General features: G+C 69.3%; 17 protein-coding genes. 12 read left to right on the top strand and 5 right to left on the bottom strand.

The annotated features are described in order from the left end of the window. Positions 1–102: 102 nt before the first annotated feature. The 9 genes from AC07PA_RS00495 (at position 103) to AC07PA_RS00535 (ending at position 9,768) form a co-directional block, all read left to right on the top strand. The gene (locus tag AC07PA_RS00495; protein ID WP_494603997.1) at positions 103–987 is read left to right on the top strand and encodes a gamma-glutamyl-gamma-aminobutyrate hydrolase family protein; all 885 of its coding nucleotides are present in this window, start codon (positions 103–105) and stop codon (positions 985–987) included. Positions 988–1,200: 213 nt separating this feature from the next. Then, on the top strand, positions 1,201–1,758 hold the full coding sequence (locus tag AC07PA_RS00500; RefSeq protein WP_007849891.1) for a response regulator: 558 nt from the start codon (positions 1,201–1,203) through the stop codon (positions 1,756–1,758). Between the two features lie 279 nt (positions 1,759–2,037). Next, positions 2,038–2,688, top strand: a complete 651-nt coding sequence (locus tag AC07PA_RS00505; RefSeq protein WP_494603995.1) for a Csu type fimbrial protein — start codon at positions 2,038–2,040, stop codon at positions 2,686–2,688. A gap of 116 nt (positions 2,689–2,804) precedes the next feature. After that, positions 2,805–3,386, top strand: a complete 582-nt coding sequence (locus AC07PA_RS00510) for a Csu type fimbrial protein (protein ID WP_494603993.1) — start codon at positions 2,805–2,807, stop codon at positions 3,384–3,386. A gap of 62 nt (positions 3,387–3,448) precedes the next feature. Beyond that, a complete protein-coding gene (locus tag AC07PA_RS00515; protein WP_494603991.1) occupies positions 3,449–4,207 on the top strand; it encodes a fimbrial biogenesis chaperone in 759 nt (252 codons plus the stop codon). Next, positions 4,194–6,563 carry a fimbria/pilus outer membrane usher protein gene (locus tag AC07PA_RS00520; protein WP_494603989.1) on the top strand — a complete coding sequence of 790 codons (2,370 nt, stop codon included), beginning with the start codon at positions 4,194–4,196 and terminating at the stop codon, positions 6,561–6,563. The genes AC07PA_RS00515 and AC07PA_RS00520 overlap by 14 nt, the downstream gene beginning before the upstream one ends. Next, complete coding sequence (locus AC07PA_RS00525) at positions 6,560–7,531, top strand: Csu type fimbrial protein (RefSeq protein ID WP_494603987.1); 972 nt, start codon at positions 6,560–6,562, stop codon at positions 7,529–7,531. Before AC07PA_RS00520 ends, AC07PA_RS00525 begins: the two co-directional genes overlap by 4 nt. A 77-nt stretch (positions 7,532–7,608) precedes the next feature. Continuing rightward, positions 7,609–8,886, top strand: coding sequence for a putative DNA modification/repair radical SAM protein (locus AC07PA_RS00530; protein ID WP_494603985.1), 1,278 nt, complete (start codon positions 7,609–7,611; stop codon positions 8,884–8,886). 12 nt (positions 8,887–8,898) lie between these two features. After that, positions 8,899–9,768: a TIGR03915 family putative DNA repair protein gene (locus AC07PA_RS00535; RefSeq protein WP_494603983.1), complete on the top strand. Its 870-nt coding sequence runs from the start codon at positions 8,899–8,901 to the stop codon at positions 9,766–9,768. On the opposite strand, the gene AC07PA_RS00540 is transcribed toward AC07PA_RS00535, so the two are convergent. Both AC07PA_RS00540 and AC07PA_RS00545 read right to left on the bottom strand, forming a co-directional pair. Beyond that, positions 9,737–10,708 carry a flavin-nucleotide-binding protein gene (locus tag AC07PA_RS00540; protein ID WP_494603981.1) on the bottom strand — a complete coding sequence of 324 codons (972 nt, stop codon included), beginning with the start codon at positions 10,706–10,708 and terminating at the stop codon, positions 9,737–9,739. The genes AC07PA_RS00535 and AC07PA_RS00540 overlap by 32 nt on opposite strands. Continuing rightward, positions 10,705–11,349, bottom strand: coding sequence for a glutathione S-transferase family protein (locus AC07PA_RS00545; RefSeq protein ID WP_494603979.1), 645 nt, complete (start codon positions 11,347–11,349; stop codon positions 10,705–10,707). Before AC07PA_RS00545 ends, AC07PA_RS00540 begins: the two co-directional genes overlap by 4 nt. Before the next feature lie 111 nt (positions 11,350–11,460). On the opposite strand from AC07PA_RS00545, the gene AC07PA_RS00550 reads away from it, so the two are divergent. After that, positions 11,461–12,378: a LysR substrate-binding domain-containing protein gene (locus tag AC07PA_RS00550; protein ID WP_007849870.1), complete on the top strand. Its 918-nt coding sequence runs from the start codon at positions 11,461–11,463 to the stop codon at positions 12,376–12,378. On the opposite strand, the gene ftrA is transcribed toward AC07PA_RS00550, so the two are convergent. Beyond that, complete coding sequence (gene ftrA, locus AC07PA_RS00555) at positions 12,331–13,320, bottom strand: transcriptional regulator FtrA (RefSeq protein WP_145693819.1); 990 nt, start codon at positions 13,318–13,320, stop codon at positions 12,331–12,333. The genes AC07PA_RS00550 and ftrA overlap by 48 nt on opposite strands. A 101-nt stretch (positions 13,321–13,421) precedes the next feature. Between ftrA and AC07PA_RS00560 the strand changes: the two genes are divergently transcribed. Continuing rightward, on the top strand, positions 13,422–13,838 hold the full coding sequence (locus AC07PA_RS00560; protein WP_494603976.1) for a rhodanese-like domain-containing protein: 417 nt from the start codon (positions 13,422–13,424) through the stop codon (positions 13,836–13,838). Then, a complete protein-coding gene (locus tag AC07PA_RS00565; protein WP_494603974.1) occupies positions 13,831–14,328 on the top strand; it encodes a GNAT family N-acetyltransferase in 498 nt (165 codons plus the stop codon). Before AC07PA_RS00560 ends, AC07PA_RS00565 begins: the two co-directional genes overlap by 8 nt. Before the next feature lie 17 nt (positions 14,329–14,345). On the opposite strand, the gene AC07PA_RS00570 is transcribed toward AC07PA_RS00565, so the two are convergent. Continuing rightward, the gene (locus tag AC07PA_RS00570; protein ID WP_494603972.1) at positions 14,346–14,816 is read right to left on the bottom strand and encodes an FKBP-type peptidyl-prolyl cis-trans isomerase; all 471 of its coding nucleotides are present in this window, start codon (positions 14,814–14,816) and stop codon (positions 14,346–14,348) included. A gap of 117 nt (positions 14,817–14,933) precedes the next feature. Next, positions 14,934–15,980 carry a pirin family protein gene (locus AC07PA_RS00575; protein WP_494603970.1) on the bottom strand — a complete coding sequence of 349 codons (1,047 nt, stop codon included), beginning with the start codon at positions 15,978–15,980 and terminating at the stop codon, positions 14,934–14,936. Positions 15,981–16,042 lie beyond the last annotated feature (62 nt).

Consider the following 16,042-nt stretch of genomic DNA (forward strand, 5'->3'; position numbering starts at 1 on the left):
GGCCCTTTCCTACAGACGGCGCCGAGAGCGGGTGCTACAACGTAAATACCTATTGCCTTGCATGTGCAGCGCCTGGTGCACATGCTTACGGAGCCCCCATCCATGCCCGCAGCCCCCCGCCTCAAGATCGGCCTGTCCGCCTGTTTCCAGCACGCCGATCCCGCCCGTGCCCTGTTCACAGGCAAGACCCTGCAGTACGTCGAGCAATCCATAGCGCACTGGCTCATGTCCGCCGGTGCCATGGTGGTGATGGTGCCCTGCCCCACGGGTGAAACCGCGCGCGGCGACGTCACGCTGGCCCACTATGCCGAGTGGCTCGATGGCGTGGTGATGCACGGGGGCGCGGACGTCTGGCCGGGCAACTACGGCGAGGAGCCCCTGCGCGAGGAATGGACAGGCGACCGCGTGCGCGACCTGTACGACCTGGCCGTGGTCAAGGCTTTCGCCGAGGTGCGCAAGCCCATCTTCGGCGTCTGCCGGGGCCTGCAGCTGATCAACGTGGCCTTCGGCGGTGCGCTCTACCAGGACATCGAGTTCCAGCACCCCGGCGCGCAGCAGCACCGCAACGCCACCACCTACGACCAGCATTTTCATGACATCGAGATCGTGGCCGGCTCACGCCTTGCCCAGTTGTACCCCGACACCTCCCGTGCACGGGTCAACAGCATCCACCACCAGGGCATCAAGCGGGTGGCACCGGACTTCGAAGTGGAGGCCCTGAGCGAGCCAGATGGCGTGCCTGAAGCCATTCGTCTCAAGCCTGCCCCAGGGCGCGGCTACATCGCTGCTACGCAATGGCACCCCGAGTTCCACAAGGTGGGCTCCGACACGCTGGACGACACCGCCATCCTCGAGGATTTTCTCGCCGCATGCGCCAAGGCCAAGGCGCTGGCCCCATTGGAGCACCATGCTTCGCCCTTGCGTGACCGCGCCACCCGCCTGTTGCGGCGGGCGTTGCGCAAGGACAGGCAGAAGGCCGGGGAGTAACGCCGGGAGGCTGTGCCTTGCCCGCGTAGTGGGGTAGTACCGGTGGCCGGACGGCAACACCGTCCAATCAATCGCCACGCAAAAGTAGCGAAAGTGCTTAATTTTCCTCACTGGGAGGGGCTCGCGAAACGCCAACATCTTCGGCCACCCGCCCAACATCCTGGATACTGGGTGCTTGCTGGGCCTTTATCCAGCGAGAAGCGAGCCCGTACCATGAGTATCCTAGATCGCCTTCTAGGCGGCATGCGCAAGACGACGGACCGTCCAGACGCACCCCCCGCACGTGCCGCAGCCCCCCTGGAGCGGCGCAAGCACAGGCGCGTCAATGCGCGCAAAGGCACGAAGGTGCTGATCATCGACGACTCGCCGACCGTTATCGCCGTCCTGCGCAAGACGCTGGTCTCGGCAGGCTATGAAACCCGCGAGGCGCTGGATGCCGAGCAGGGCCTGGCCCTTATCGCCGAGGAACCACCCGACCTGGTCTTTCTGGACATCATCCTCCCGGGTATGAACGGGTTCAATGCGCTGCGCACCATTCGCAGGCTGCCCGCCTCGCAGCACATCCCGGTGATCATGATCAGCGGCAACGAGCACGCCACCGAGCAGTTCTACGCCAATCGGATCGGCGCTGACGATTTCATGAAAAAGCCGTTCTCGCGCCATGAGATTTTCGCCCGCATCGAAGCCTTGCTCGACGGGCAGCTCATTCCCCGGCGCAGCGGTGCCGCTCCGGGCGGCACCGCCACAGACGTGCCACCCGGCCCTTTCTGATCCCGCGGCGGACCTGAGCGGCCCCGCTTTACGCTGGCCATCCTGGCGGCCGCCGCAGCCGACCCATAACCCCAGGCGGATCAACGCCCTCACATCACGTTCGTCGCCCTGCAAGTTACAGCAGCGCCAGCGCGTCCAAAGCGCCCGCGCCCGCCACGGGTAAAAAAAAGCTGGACGTTTGCCCAACAACGGTGCAAGGTGGCCTCGTAGTTGTGTGGCAAAGGAGGCCTTCCAGCAGGGCCCCCTCTGCCTTTCTTCCGGCTTTGAGAGGAGGACAGCATGCGAGCAACCGTGCGCAAGCGACAGACGCGACACCCGGTGGAGGACCTGCACCCAACCCCTGCCAACGGGTCAGTACCCCATCGAAAGCGCTACGCAGCGGCACTGGTCCTGGCGGCCGGCATGCTGGCATGGCCGACGGTGGCAGGCACGCTCACCGGTACCCTGCAATCGCAGATCCAGCTCACGGCGGGTTGCGTGATTGCGGGGAGCTCGGGCAACGCTGCCGGTGTGAACTTCGGTCTGCTGGATTTCGGCACCAAACCCAGCACCTTCACGGGCATCGTCAACGCCACGGCCTCCGGCGGAGAAGGCGTCTCGGGCCCCACGCAGATCGTGTGCTCGCCCGATGTGCTGGGCATCAGCATCCAGGTGGGCCCCGGCTCGTATGCCGGCCAGGGCGGCTCCATCGGCGCAGGCAGCCGCGCCATGCGCAACGGCAGCACCGCGGCCTACATTCCGTATGACGTGTTCCGCGACGCGGGGCACAGCCAGGCCTACCCGACCGGGGCGGCGGTCACGGGGATCACGGTGCCAGCCAACGGGGTGGCCTTTGCATTGCCCATCTATGGCCAGATCAACAAGTCGGACCCCTCGGCACTGCCGGCGGGCATGTACACGGATACGCTGCAGATCACGCTGACCTACTGATCTCCGAGAGCCGGACACCGGCCACAGGCACGAGACAGAGGCGGCAGGGAAGGGGGTGTGAAGGGCGCTGGAGCGCTCACACCAGGCCGTGGCGGGCGGCCGAGGGAGCATCATCCATGGTTCAAGAAATGCATGCGCGTGCAGGAAGAGGCTCGTGCGCCAGAAGCCGGGCCGGCCCGCAGGCGGCCATCGCTCTGCCATTGCTGTGCACATCGCTCGCGGCCCTGGCCGCGACGGTGCCCACCAGCCCCTCCTTTGCGGTGAATGCCACCATCGTCAACGGCTGCATCGTGTCCGGCAATTCGTCGCAGGTGACGGGCGTGCCCTTCGGCTTCGTCAACTTCGGCACGCACTCCGCGGTCAACACCGGCCCGGTCACTGCCATGGCCAGCAACGACATGGGCATGCAGGCCAAGCTGGTATGCACCGCCGGCACGGCGGCGCAGGTCAGCGTGAACGGCGGCCTGAACCTGCAGGGCGCACAGCGCCGACTGTCCAACGGGGCCGGCCAGTTCATTCCCTATACGCTGTCGCTGGTGGCCGGCACGGTGACCGCCCTCACGCCCAACGTGGCGGTCGGCATCACCATGGGCACGACGCCGACGGCCCTGCCCATCCGGGGCAGCCTGGTCCTGCCCGGTGCCGCCGCCATGGCCGGAACCTACGTGGACACGGTGCAGGTGACCGTGACATGGTGAGAGCACACCACTTCCCGGCTTTCCCCTCTGCAGCTGCCTGGCTGCTTCGCACTGCATGCCGCGTGGTGTTCACGCTCGCGGCCTGCGCCGGTTGGGTACAGGCCGCGACCCCGTTGATGATCTGGCCGGTCGATCCTGTGATCACCGAGGAACAGCAGGCCGTGGCCGTCTGGCTGGAAAACCGCGGCACTGCCTCGGTCTCCCTGCAGGTCCGGGTGCTGGACTGGAGCCAGACCGATGGCGAGGAGTTTTTCTCCGCGCAAAAGGACGTGGTAGCCAGCCCGCCCATCAGCGTGGTGCCGGCCGGCAAGCGGCAGATGGTGCGCCTGATCGCCGCCCGGCGCCCGCCCATGGGCCGGGAGGAAGCCTACCGGGTGGTGATCGACGAGCTGCCCGCCCTCGACGATTCGGCGCAAAAGCCCACCGGCGCCGAGACCGGCATGGGCATCCGCCTGAACGTGCGCTATGCCATCCCGCTGTTCGTCTATGGTGAGGGGGCGCAGCCGTTTCGGCCGACCAAGCCCCTGCTCGCTGGTGGCAAGGGCAAGCCCTTGCCGCCGTCCCTCACCTGGCACGCCACCAGGCAGGGCAACCGGCACCAGCTCGTGGTGCGCAACCAGGGGGCGGGCCACGCCCGCCTGACCTCCGTGCAATGGAATACCGGTAGCCGGGGCACCATCGCGATCAACGAAGGCCTCATGGGTTATGTGCTGCCAGGCAGCCAGATGCGGTGGGAGCTGGAGGCGCCACCGCCGGCCAACCCGGAGCTCAAGGCCACGATCAACGGGGTTGACACCCTGCTCCCCCGTGCGCCGCGATGAACGCCCTGGCTTCTGGAACCGCGCAGGCCATGCACTGGTGCTCCTTGCCTTCCTGCCCGCACAGCTGTCTGCAGGCTCCCTGCCGCCACCGCCTTCGGCGTCCGATGCGGCCTCGGAGCCCACGGTGCTGTACCTCGACATCGAGGTCAACGGCCAGGCGTCGGGGGCACTGGTGGAAGTGCTGCAGCGCGGCCCCCATTTCGAAATCGAGGCGCAGACCCTGCGGCAGATGCATGTGCAAAACGGCCAGCCCGCAGGCGCACGGGTCGCGGTCGATGCGCTCCCCGGCGTCACGGCCGACTACGACGCCCTGGGCCAGCGGCTGCGCCTGTCGGTGCCCGCGCAGTGGCTGCCCATGCAGCGCCTGGCCGACGAGACGCCCGAAGAGACGCCCACCAGTGCTGCGGGCAGCGGCATGCTGCTCAACTACGACCTGTACGCCAGCCACTCGCGCGTGCAATCGATCACCTCGCTGTGGTCCGAGCAGCGCTACTTCAGTCCCCGCGGCGTGATCTCCAACACCGGCATCCTGCGCCTGCAGTCCACCGGTGGTAACCGGGGCTACATACGCCATGACACGCGCTGGACCAGCGCCGATACGGCCAATGCCACGGAAACAACTTACGGAGACCTGGTGAGCGACTCGCTGCCCTGGACCACGTCCGTGCGCATGGCGGGCGTGCAATGGGCGCGCAACTTCGGCGTGCGCCCCGACCTCATCACCTACCCGCTGCCCGAGTTTGCGGGCCAGGCGGCCCTGCCCTCGGCCGTGGATCTGTTCGTCAATGGCTTCAAGGCCGCCAGCCACCGTGTGGCGTCAGGCCCGTTCACGCTGGGCGAGCTTCCCGTCGTCAGCGGTGCCGGCACGGCATCCATGGTGACCACGGATGCCTTGGGCAGGCAGGTCTATACCACCATTCCGTTCTATGTGAACCGGGAGCTGCTGCGCCCCGGCTGGACCGACTATTCGGTTTCGCTCGGCGCCTTGCGGCGGGCCTACGGGCTGCGCAGCTTCGCGTACGGCCGGCCCATCGCCACAGGCGTGTACCGGCAAGGCCTTTCGGACCGCTTCACCATCGAGGCCCAGGCCCAACTGGGCAAGGGGCTGGGCGTGGCGGGCGTCGGTGGCATGGCCGGCCTGGGCATGCTGGGCATTGCCAACGCGTCGCTCACGCGCGGCACCACGGCGCGCTCCGGCAGCGGCTGGCAGTACACCGCAGGATGGCAGTACAACACGCCGCGCGCCGGCTTCTCATTCCAGCAGACCGGGCGTGACGCGCGCTTCGGCGATGCCAGCACCTATGCCGACGACGGCTACCAGCTGTCGCGGCGATCGCGCCAGTTGAGCGTGAGCTGGAACCTGGGCACGGGCTCGGTCACGGGCGGCTGGCTGGACCTGCGCAATGCCAGGAACGAGCGCAGCCGCCTGGCTTTCGCAAGCTACAACATGCCGGTCGCGACCAACGCCTTCCTGTCGGTCACTGCGGGGCGCACCGTGGAAACCGGGGAAAACCAGTTGCGGCTGCAGCTCACCTACTTCCTCGGCGACCGCTCGACGGCCCAGCTGTCCGCATCGAAGAACCGCGAGTCCACCCAGACCTACGCCAGCTACCAGCGCACCATGCCCACCGAAGGCGGCTATGGCTGGAACGTGGCGCAGACGCTGTCGGGCGGCCCGCAACGCTACAGCCAGGCCGCGCTGCAGTACCGCAACAGCACGCTGAGCGTGGAGGGGGGCGTGAGCACCAGCCCCGGCCAGACGCTGCAGTGGGGCACGCTCGCGGGCTCGCTGGGCAGCATCGACGGCCATCTGTTCGCGGCCAACCGTGTGTACGATGGCTTCGCGCTCGTGTCCACCCAGGGCATGCCCGGCGTGCCCATCCTGTATGAGAACCAGCTGGCCGGGCACACCAACGCCCAGGGCTACCTGCTGGTGCCCAGTGTGCCCGCCTACTACCCGGGGCGCTATGCGGTGGACCCGCTCACCCTGCCGGCCGACGTGGACATCCCGGCGCTGGAGCGGCGCATGTCCGTCTCGCGCAATGCCGGCATGCTGGTGGAGCTGCCGGTGCTCAAGCTGCGCACCGCCACCGTCACGCTGGTCGACGCCCAGGGCACGCCCGTGAAGGCCGGGAGCGCCGTGCTCCACACGCCCGGGAACATGCAGACCGTGGTGGGCTGGGACGGAGTGGTCTACCTCACCGTGCTGCGGCCGCAGAACTCCCTTCAGGTGCGCACGCCCGAGGGCGCGACATGCCAGGCCGATTTTTCCGAAACAGCGTATGCATCGGCCCGCGACCTGATCGTCCGGTGTCTGCCTGCCGCGCCCCGCCCCCAGGAAGGAGCCGAGCGATGACGACCCGTTTTCTTCATCCCCTCCTGCGGCGCTGGAGCCGCCTGTGGGCCTGCCTGGTGCTGGCCTGCTGTCCGATGCAGGTGCTTGCCATTTGCGCCGCAACCGAGACCAGCGGCGCACTGGGTACCCACCCCTCGCAACGGGTGCGCAGCGGCTCGCCCATCACCACCAGCGCGGATTTCAAGCTCGGCTGCGGAGTGGTGGTGCTGGCGCTGTTCGCGACCCCCACACTCAAGGCGAAGATCACCTCCGCCACTTCGGGCCTGACCCTGAAGAACACCCTGAACAGCACCATCACCGTTCCCTACGAGATCAGCCCGGTGGGCGGCGGCACCTTCAATTCGGGGCTGCTGATCATCGACCTCAACGGCATCAACGCGGTCTCGCTGCTGAGCAACAACAGCGCCACCATCGGCATCAAGATCAGTACGCTCGCCGGCGCCAACGTGCCGGCAGGTACCTACACCGACAACATCACCGTGAACTGGACCTATGCCAACATCTGCGAAGGCATTGCCGTGGGCACCGCCTGCGTGGGCGACGTGCGCAACGGCAACGTGGACCGCACCCTGACCGTGACGCTGGTGGTCATCAACGACTGCACCATCACGGCGCCGGACATCCAGTTCGGATCGGCGCCCCTGCCCAGCGGCTTCACCCCCGTCGCGCAAAGCATCTCGCTGCTGTGCACCAAGGGCATGACCTACTCGGTGGGGCTGAGCCCGGGCAACAACCTCAACGGCGTCCGACGGCAAATGGCCAGCGGCACCAGCCGGCTGCAATACAACATCTTCAAGCCCGACGCCAGTGTGTGGGGCAGCGTCGGCACAGCGCGCGCCGCCGGCCTGGGCGTGGCCGATGGCCAGACCCTGCAGGTGATGCCCTATACCGCGAGCATCTACGCAGACCAGCCGAACGTGCCCGTAGGCACCTACACCGACAGCGTGAAGGTGGACGTAGAGTTCTAGTTCTGAGCCGCCCTGCGGGTAACGCAGCGAATAACCCTGCACTGGCCAAAACCCCCAAATCACTGTAAATTCATACAGTGATTTTGCAATCCAAACTGGCCATCCTGGCCGACGCCGCCAAGTACGACGCCTCCTGCGCGTCGAGCGGTGCCGCGCCACGCGACTCCGTGGGCGGGCGCGGCATGGGCTCGACCGAGGGCATGGGCATCTGCCACAGCTATGCACCCGATGGGCGCTGCATCTCGCTGCTCAAGATCCTGCTCACCAATTTCTGCCAGTACGACTGCCTGTACTGCGTGAACCGGGTCAGCAGCAACGTGCCGCGCGCCCGCTTCACGGTGCAGGAGGTGGTGGAGCTCACGCTCGATTTCTACCGGCGCAACTGCATCGAGGGGCTGTTCCTGTCCAGCGGCATCATCCAGAGCCCCGACTACACCATGGAGCAGGTGGTGGAGGTGGCGCGCGTGCTGCGCGAGGAACACGACTTCCGTGGCTACATCCATTTGAAGACCATTCCCGATGCCTCGCCCGAGCTGATGGAGCGCGCGGGCCGCCATGCGGACCGGCTGAGCATCAACGTGGAGCTGCCCACGCCCGAAGGGCTCACGGCCCTGGCGCCGCAGAAGGACGGTGCAGCCATCGCACGCTCGATGGCGCGCATGGCGGTGCACATCGAGGACGCGCGGCAGGCGCGCAAGGAGCAGGCGGCCGCCAAGGTGGTGTCCATGCCCGCCTCGGCGCGCGCCCGCCGGGCCCCGGCGCCACACTTCGCGCCGGGCGGCCAGAGCACGCAGATGATCGTGGGCGCCGACGCCACCGACGACCGCACCATCCTGGCCACCAGCGCCGGGCTCTACGGCGTGCACCGGTTGCGGCGCGTGTACTACTCGGCCTTCAGCCCCATCCCCGATGCGGCGCGCGCGCTGCCGCTGATCGCGCCGCCCACCGTGCGCGAGCACCGCCTGTACCAGGCCGACTGGCTGATGCGCTTTTACGGTTTCGCGCACGGCGAGATCGTGCCCGCGGGCCAGGACGGCATGCTGGCGCTGGACATGGACCCCAAGCTCGCCTGGGCGATTGCGCACCGCGAGCGCTTCCCCGTGAACCTGAACACCGCCCCGCGCGAGCTGATGCTGCGCGTGCCCGGCTTCGGCGTGCAGACCGTGGACCGCCTGCTGGCCGCGCGCCGTGTGCGCCGCCTGCGCCATGCCGACCTGGCACGGCTGCGCGTGCCGCTCAAGAAGGTGCTGCCCTTCGTGGAGGCGGCCGACTACCGGCCGGGCCGCACGCTGGATGCGGCCGACCTGGCGGCCCGCATGGCCCCACCTCCCGCGCAGCGCGGGCTGTTCGACTGAGAGGCAGATCCCATGGGCCAGCACACCGTCACCCTTGCGCATGCCACCGACTGGGCAGGCTTTCGCCAGGCCGCACGCACTTTGGTGCAGGCGGGTGCGCTGCCGCAAGAGGTGGAGTGGACCACTGCGCAAGACGCCGCGCAGGATCTGTTCTCCGCCCCCGCGGCACCGGGCCTGCCTCTGGATCCGCTGCCACGGCCGGCAAGCGGCCCGGGACCGCGCGTCCCCGAGGATTTTCTGCGCCTGTGCGAACGCCTGGTGCTACACCGCAACCCGGCGCGCTTTGCACTCATGTACCGGCTGCTGTGGCGCCTGTCACGCGAGCGCGGGCTGCGCCACGACCCGCTCGACGCGGACCGCCTGCAGGCCCACCACATGGTGCGCGCCGTGGCGCGCGACATGCACAAGATGCACGCCTTCGTGCGCTTTCGCCCGGTGACCGACGGCGAGGGCCGGACCGTGCAGGTGGCCTGGTTCGAGCCCGACCACTTCATCACCGAGGCCAATGCCGGCTTCTTCGTGCGGCGCTTCACGCAGATGCACTGGGCCATCCTCACGCCCGATGCCAGCGTGCGCTGGGACGGCAAGGCGCTGCAGGTCGGCCCCGGCGGCCAGCGCAGCGATGCGCCGCCGGCCGATGCGGGCGAAGCCCTGTGGCTCACCTACTACCGCCACATCTTCAACCCCGCCCGCCTGAAGACGAACATGATGCGCAAGGAGATGCCGCAGCGCTACTGGCACAACCTGCCTGAAGCCTCCCTGATCACCGAGCTGACCCGGGGCGCCCACGAGCGCAGCGCGCGCATGGTGGAGGCCGAGGCCACCACGCCGCGCAAGGCCATCGCGCCGCTCATCCCATCGCACGCGCACGCATCGCGCTGAACTGCGGCGCGGGCTCGGCCGCCGTCCAGCGCCAGGGCAGGGCGTTTGCGCGCCAGATGCCGCCCAGCACCTGCAGCCGCAGCACGCGCTGCGCGCCGGGCCAGCGCGCACGCGAAGCCTCGTCCCAGAGCAGCTCGGCGCGGGCGGCCACATGCAGCAGGCCGCCGTCCTCATAGTCCACCCACAGCAGCCCGGCCTGCGGGTGCAACGCGAGGTTGCCCAGGGTGTTGAAGAACAGGTTGCCGGGGTAGTCGGGCAGGCTGAGCACCAGGCCCTCGGCCGTGTGCTCGGCATGCACGAAACCCGCCTCGCCACCGCGGTGCGATACGTCCACGCCTTCATTGCGCCGAGCTCCCGGGCGCGCCGCCGAGGCGCTGGCGATGAACATCGTGTCGCTGCGCGCGATCAGGCCCAGCGCGGCGGCATCGAGCCCCGGGCCCAGCACCTGGGCCGGCGCAGGTGGCGTGACCACCGCGCGCAATCCGGGCGCGCGCGCCTGGATGTACTTGGGGCAGTTGCCGAAGCTCTGCACCACGCCCACTTCCAGCCCGTGGGCAGCGAACGCCGCCACGCGCCCGTTCATGCGATTGCGCCGGCGCGTGTGCGGCTCCAGGCCGAGCACGCCCACCGGCGCACCGGGTGCCAGCCGGGCCAGCACCGGGTCGGTGGCATCGGGCGCCACGGCCAGGTGCATGGACCCGGCGTCGGGCGTCTGCACGAAGCCCGGCGGCCCGGCCACCATGGTCGCCCATGGCTGGCCCTGGTCGTCGAGCGCGCCCAGCAGCAGCGTGGGCAGTTTTTCGAACAGTTCGCGGTGCTGGTCGGGCATGTGGTCGCGCAGCACCACGGGGCCGACCGCGGCCATGCGCTCGCGCACGCCCACGCGCTCCTGCAGCGCCTGCTCGCCCACGTGGAAGGCTGCGGCGGCCCCGGCGCTCATGCCGGCACCACGGCGTCAGAGGCTGGCAGGCGGTCGGCCAGCGGCACATAGCCCGGCAGGGCCTCGACCCGTGCGACCCAGGCGGCGATGCGCGGGTAGCTGTCCAGCGAGAGCCCGCCGATCGGCGCCTGCGAGGTGTAGCTCACCATGGCGATGTCGGCCAGCGTGGGGCGGGCACCGCCCAGCAGCCAGTCACGCTCTTCGAGCGCGGGCTCCATGAAGTCGAACAGCCGGCGGCCGATGGCGAGCGCCGCCTCGGTCGGTTCGCGGCCGATGATGGCGGCGAAGCGTGCGCTCGATGCCCCGGGCGCGAGCATGCCGGCGGCCAGGCTGAACCAGCGCTGCAGGCCGGCCTGGCCCACCGGGTCCTGCGGCATCCAGTGGCTGCCGGGCGCATAGCGCTGCACCAGGTAGACCAGGATGCCGTTGCTGTCGGACAGCACCAGCTCGCCGTCGACCAGCACCGGGATCTGGCCCAGCGGGTTGCGTGCCAGGTGGGCGGCCTGCCGGTGCTCGCCGGCGATCACGTCCACATGGACCAGTTGGTGCGGCAGGCCGAGCATGGACAGCATGAGCTCGACCCGGTGGCTGTGGCCCGAGATGGGCATGCGGTAGAGCGTGAGGGGTGCGGAGGGTGCCATGGTCGGAGGTCCTTGTCGGAGGGGAAGTACACAGAGGTCTCCACGATATCCATTGCCAAATCTGCCGTGAATAGCCATAGTGCGGCAATCAAAATTGCGGATTTCGCAACAATGGACCATTTGGAGACCCTGCGCTGCTTCATCGCCGTGGCCGATGCCGGAGGCTTTGCTGCGGCGGCGCGGCGCCTGGGCGTATCGGCCACCGCCGTCACGCGCGCCATTGCGGCGCTGGAGGCACGCCTGTCGGTGCTGCTGTTCCAGCGCAGCACGCGCACCGTGCGCCTGACCGAGGCGGGCGAGCGCTTCCTGGCCGATTGCCGGCCCCTCCTCACCGACCTGCAGGAGGCCGAGCAGGCCGCCCGCGGCGCACAGGCCGATCCCCAGGGCCTGCTGGCCATCACTGCGCCGCACATGTTCGGCATGCGGCATGTGGCGCCCATCGTGCAGGACTTCCTGCACGCCCAGCCGCGCGTGCAGGTGCGCACCCTGTTCGTGAACCGGCTGGTGCACCTGCTCGAAGAGGGCATGGACGTGGCGGTGCGCATCGCCCACCTGCCGGACTCGGGCCTCACCGCCGTGCAGGTGGGCACATTGCGCCGGCTGGTGGTGGCCTCGCCCGCCTACCTGGCGCAGCATGGCGAACCCCGCCACCCCGCTGACCTGGTGGCGCACCGCGCCATCGGCTTCTCGTTCGACAACAACAGCGTCTCGCCGTGGAAGTTCAAGGACGGCGTGGTCGGCCAACCGCATTTCAGCTGGGTCAGCAACAGCAACGAGGTGGACATCGCCGCGGCCGAGTCGGGCCTGGGCCTCACGCGCTGCCTGGCCTACCAGGCGGCGCAGGGCGTGCGCGCGGGCCGGTTGCGCGTGGTGCTGGCCGCGCACGAGCCGCCGCCGGTGCCCGTGCACATCGTCTACCCCGCGGGGCGGCGCGCGCCGGCCAAGGTGCGCGCCTTCGTGGAGTTCGCGCGCGAGCGACTGTCAGCCGAGCCCGTGCTGCAGGGCCGTGGCCTCACCCGCAAGGCCTGAAAAGTTCTGCCGGTAGCGCGAGGGCGCCGGCAGCCGGTGCAGGCGGAAATGCCGGCGCAGCGACTCGGGCGAACCCAGGCCTGCGAGGTCCGCCACCGCATCGATGGGCATGGCCGGGTGGGTCTCCAGCAGCTCCTTGGCGATGGCCACGCGCTCGCGCACCAGCCAGTCCTGCGGCGACAGGCCCGTGCTCTCCTTGAAGCGCCGCTGCAGCGTGCGCCGGCTCATCTGCGCAACCGCCGCCATGGAGTCCACCGTGTGGGCCTGGCGCGCGTTCTCGCGCAGCCAGTCGAGCAGGCGCGCGATGGTGCTCACCTCGGCAGACGGCATGGGCCGCGGCACGAACTGCGCCTGCCCGCCATCGCGGTGCGGCGACATCACGAGCCGCTGGGCGACCGTGTTCGCCACGCGCGCGCCATGGTCGCGCCGCACCAGGTGCAGCAGCATGTCGAGCCCCGCGGCGGAGCCGGCCGAGGTGATGGCCTGGCCTTCGTCCACATACAGGGCCGAGACGTCCACCGTGATGTCGGGGAACTCGTGGGCCAGGCGCTCGGCATAGCGCCAGTGCGTGGTGGCTCGCCGGCCTGCGAGCAGCCCCGCATGCGCCAGCACGAACACGCCCGAGCAGATGGAGCAGATGCGCGCACCGCGCCGCCAGGCGCGCTGCAAGGCGCGCAGCAGCGCCTCGGGCGGACGCTCGGCCGCATCGCGCCAACCGGGCACCACGATGGTGTCGGCCCGTGCCAGCATGGCCAGGCCATGCGGCGCCTGCACCTGCACACCACCCATGGCGCGCAGGGGGCCGGGCTCCACCGCGCACACCGCGTGGCGGTACCAGTCCACCTGCAGCTCGGGCCGCTCCAGCGCGAAGAGCTCGACCGCGCAGCCGAATTCGAAGGTGCACAGGCGGTCGTAGGCCAGGATCGCGACAAGGTGGGGCATGGCGCAATGTTACCGAAGATTGTCGTGGCGGCCACTGGCCGGAGAAGCACCCCATGGCGACACTGGAGGCATCTGAAACGCCATCCAAGGAGCCAGTTGCCATGACCTCTACCCCCAGCGCCGTGGGCGCCATCCCCGCCGCCCGCAGCACCGAAGCGCTCGCGCACTTCGAATCCGCCTTCGCCTTCGAGACCGATTGCTGGGACGTGCACGACGCCATGGACCGCGGCGTACAGGACTTCGTGCTGCTCGACGTGCGCAGCCACGCGCTGTACGAGGCCGGCCACGTGCCCGGCGCGGTGAGCCTGCCGCACGCCAAGATCATCGAATCGAAGATGGCCGCCTACGCGCCCGGCACGCTGTTCGTCGTCTACTGCGCGGGCCCGCACTGCAACGGCGCGCACCGTGGCGCCGTGCGGCTGGCGCGGCTGGGCCGGCCGGTGAAGCTGATGATCGGCGGCGTGACGGGCTGGATCGACGAGGGCTTTGGCCTGGACAAGGGCGCCCAGGGTGCTTGAGCCCGCCACCCTGCGCGAGGCAGGCCCGTACGACGCGCCGCAGCTGCTGGCGATGATGCATGCGCTGGCCGTGTTCGAAGGCTATGCCGATGCCTTCCAGGTGGCGGAGCAGGACCTGCTGGAGCGCGGGCTGGCCTGCATCGGGGCGGATCGCGATTTCGGCTGCCTGGTCGCGCAGGCCAGCACAGATGCGCCGCTCGCCGGCTATGCTGTGTGGGTGCTGACCCGCTTCACCTTCGACCTGAAGCCCACGCTGGTGCTCAAGGAACTGTGGGTGCAGCCAGCCCACCGGCGCAGCGGCCTGGGCGAGCAGTTGTTCGATGCGGTGCGCACACAGGCCGCAGCCATCGGCGCCGCGCGGCTGCAGTGGCTGGTGCTGCCGGGCAATGCCGCGGCCCAGCGCATGTATGCCCGCTGCGGCGGGCGCCGCGACACACGCTGGGAGCACTGGGAGCTGCCGCCCGAGGCGCTGCGGCGGCCGGCAGGCTGAGCCGGCGACGGCTCAGCTCAATGGTGGTGGCCGTGGTCGCCGTGCACGTGGCGGTGGGCGATTTCCTCGGCACTGGCGGCGCGCACGCTCGCCACCTTGCAAGAGAAGCGCAGGGCCTGGCCGGCCAGCGGGTGGTTGCCGTCCAGGTGCACCTCGGGGCCCTTGATCTTGACCACGTTGAACACGGCGGGCTGGCCATCGCTGCCCACGCCCTGCAACTGGCCGCCGACCTTCACGCCCGGGGGAAACTCGGCCTTGGGAATGGTGCGCACCAGGCCTTCGTCGCGTGCGCCGAAGGCGTCTTCCATGGCCAGGTCCAGCGTGGTGCTGAAACCGGCGGTCTGGCCTTCGAGGGCGGCCTCGACCTTGGGAAAGATATTTTCGTAGCCGCCATGCAGGTAGGACAGGTTGCCCGCATCCAGGGGCTTGCCCTCGAGGGTGGTGACCTTGTAGGCGATGGTGACGGCGGTGTCTTTGGCGATGTTCATGGAGAGCGCGCTTTCATGCAAGGAAAAGCAGGGGGCTGCATGGCCGCCACCCTGCGGATCGGAATGCGGGATTGTCCACGACCCGGACCACCCCTGCCCAAGCAGGGGTGGCGGCCTTCAGGCGGCCGCGGGCACCTCGTCCTCGGCCTGGCCCGGGTAGCGCGCAAAGCGCCGGGCCTCGGTGCCGTGCACCGGATCGCTGTCCGGCCAGGGCCAGCCGCCGAACTGGGTGCGGCGGTAGTCCTGCATGGCCTGCATGATTTCCTGCTGCGTGTTCATCACGAAGGGGCCGTACTGCGCAACGGGTTCGCCGATGGGGCGGCCCTGCAGCACCAGGCATTCCGCCACGGTGGCACCGGTGTTGGTCAGCAGCCATTCCTGGCGCGCATCGATCTCCAGCGCGGCGTGCTCCTGCACGTCCTGCGGGCCCACGCGCAGGCCATCGCCCACGAAGAAGTAGAGCATGCGGCGCGTGCCCTCGCCCTGTGCGGCGGGCATGGGCCACTGGGCGCCCGGCTCCAGGCGCAGCGTCCAGATCGCCACGTCCGAACCCGGCTGCGAAGCCCAGGACTCGGGCGGCGGTGCCAACGGCGCGGGTGCGGCAGGCAGGGCACCGGCCACCATGGTGGCGGTGGTCGTGCGGCCGGCCTCGTCGTGGTGCACCAGCCGCGGGATGTGCTCGTTCCAGAGCATGGTGAAGTGCGGCTCCACCATCTTGTGGCGGGCGGGCAGGTTCAGCCAGATCTGGAACAGCTCCAGCGGGTTGGGCTCGGTGGCGCTGAGCAGCGGGAACATCTCGGAGTGCACGATGCCCTTGCCGGCCGTGACCCACTGCACATCGCCCCCGCCGAAGCGCGCGGCAGCACCGAGCGAGTCGGAATGGTCGATCAGCCCCTTGCGCACCAGGGTCACGGTCTCGAAGCCGCGGTGCGGATGGCCGGGAAAGCCGGGCACGGTCTCGCCGTGGTACATGCTCCAGCCGTCCTTGCGGCTGAAGTCGCTGCCGATCTGGCGATCATCCACCGGCACGGCCGGGCCAAAAGCCGCGTTGCCGGCAGGGTAGGCGTCGTCGTGGTGCGCGCAGAACAGGAACGGGTCGAGCGTGGGCCACAGCGGGCCGAGCGGCTGGCTTTGCAGGATGGGCGTGGGATGGTTGTTCGACATGGGCAATGGCTCCTTCTGTTGTGCGCCGTCCGGATTGTGAACGGCCTGCACCTGCAGATGGG

The organism is Acidovorax sp. GW821-FHT09B03 (assembly GCF_059418305.1).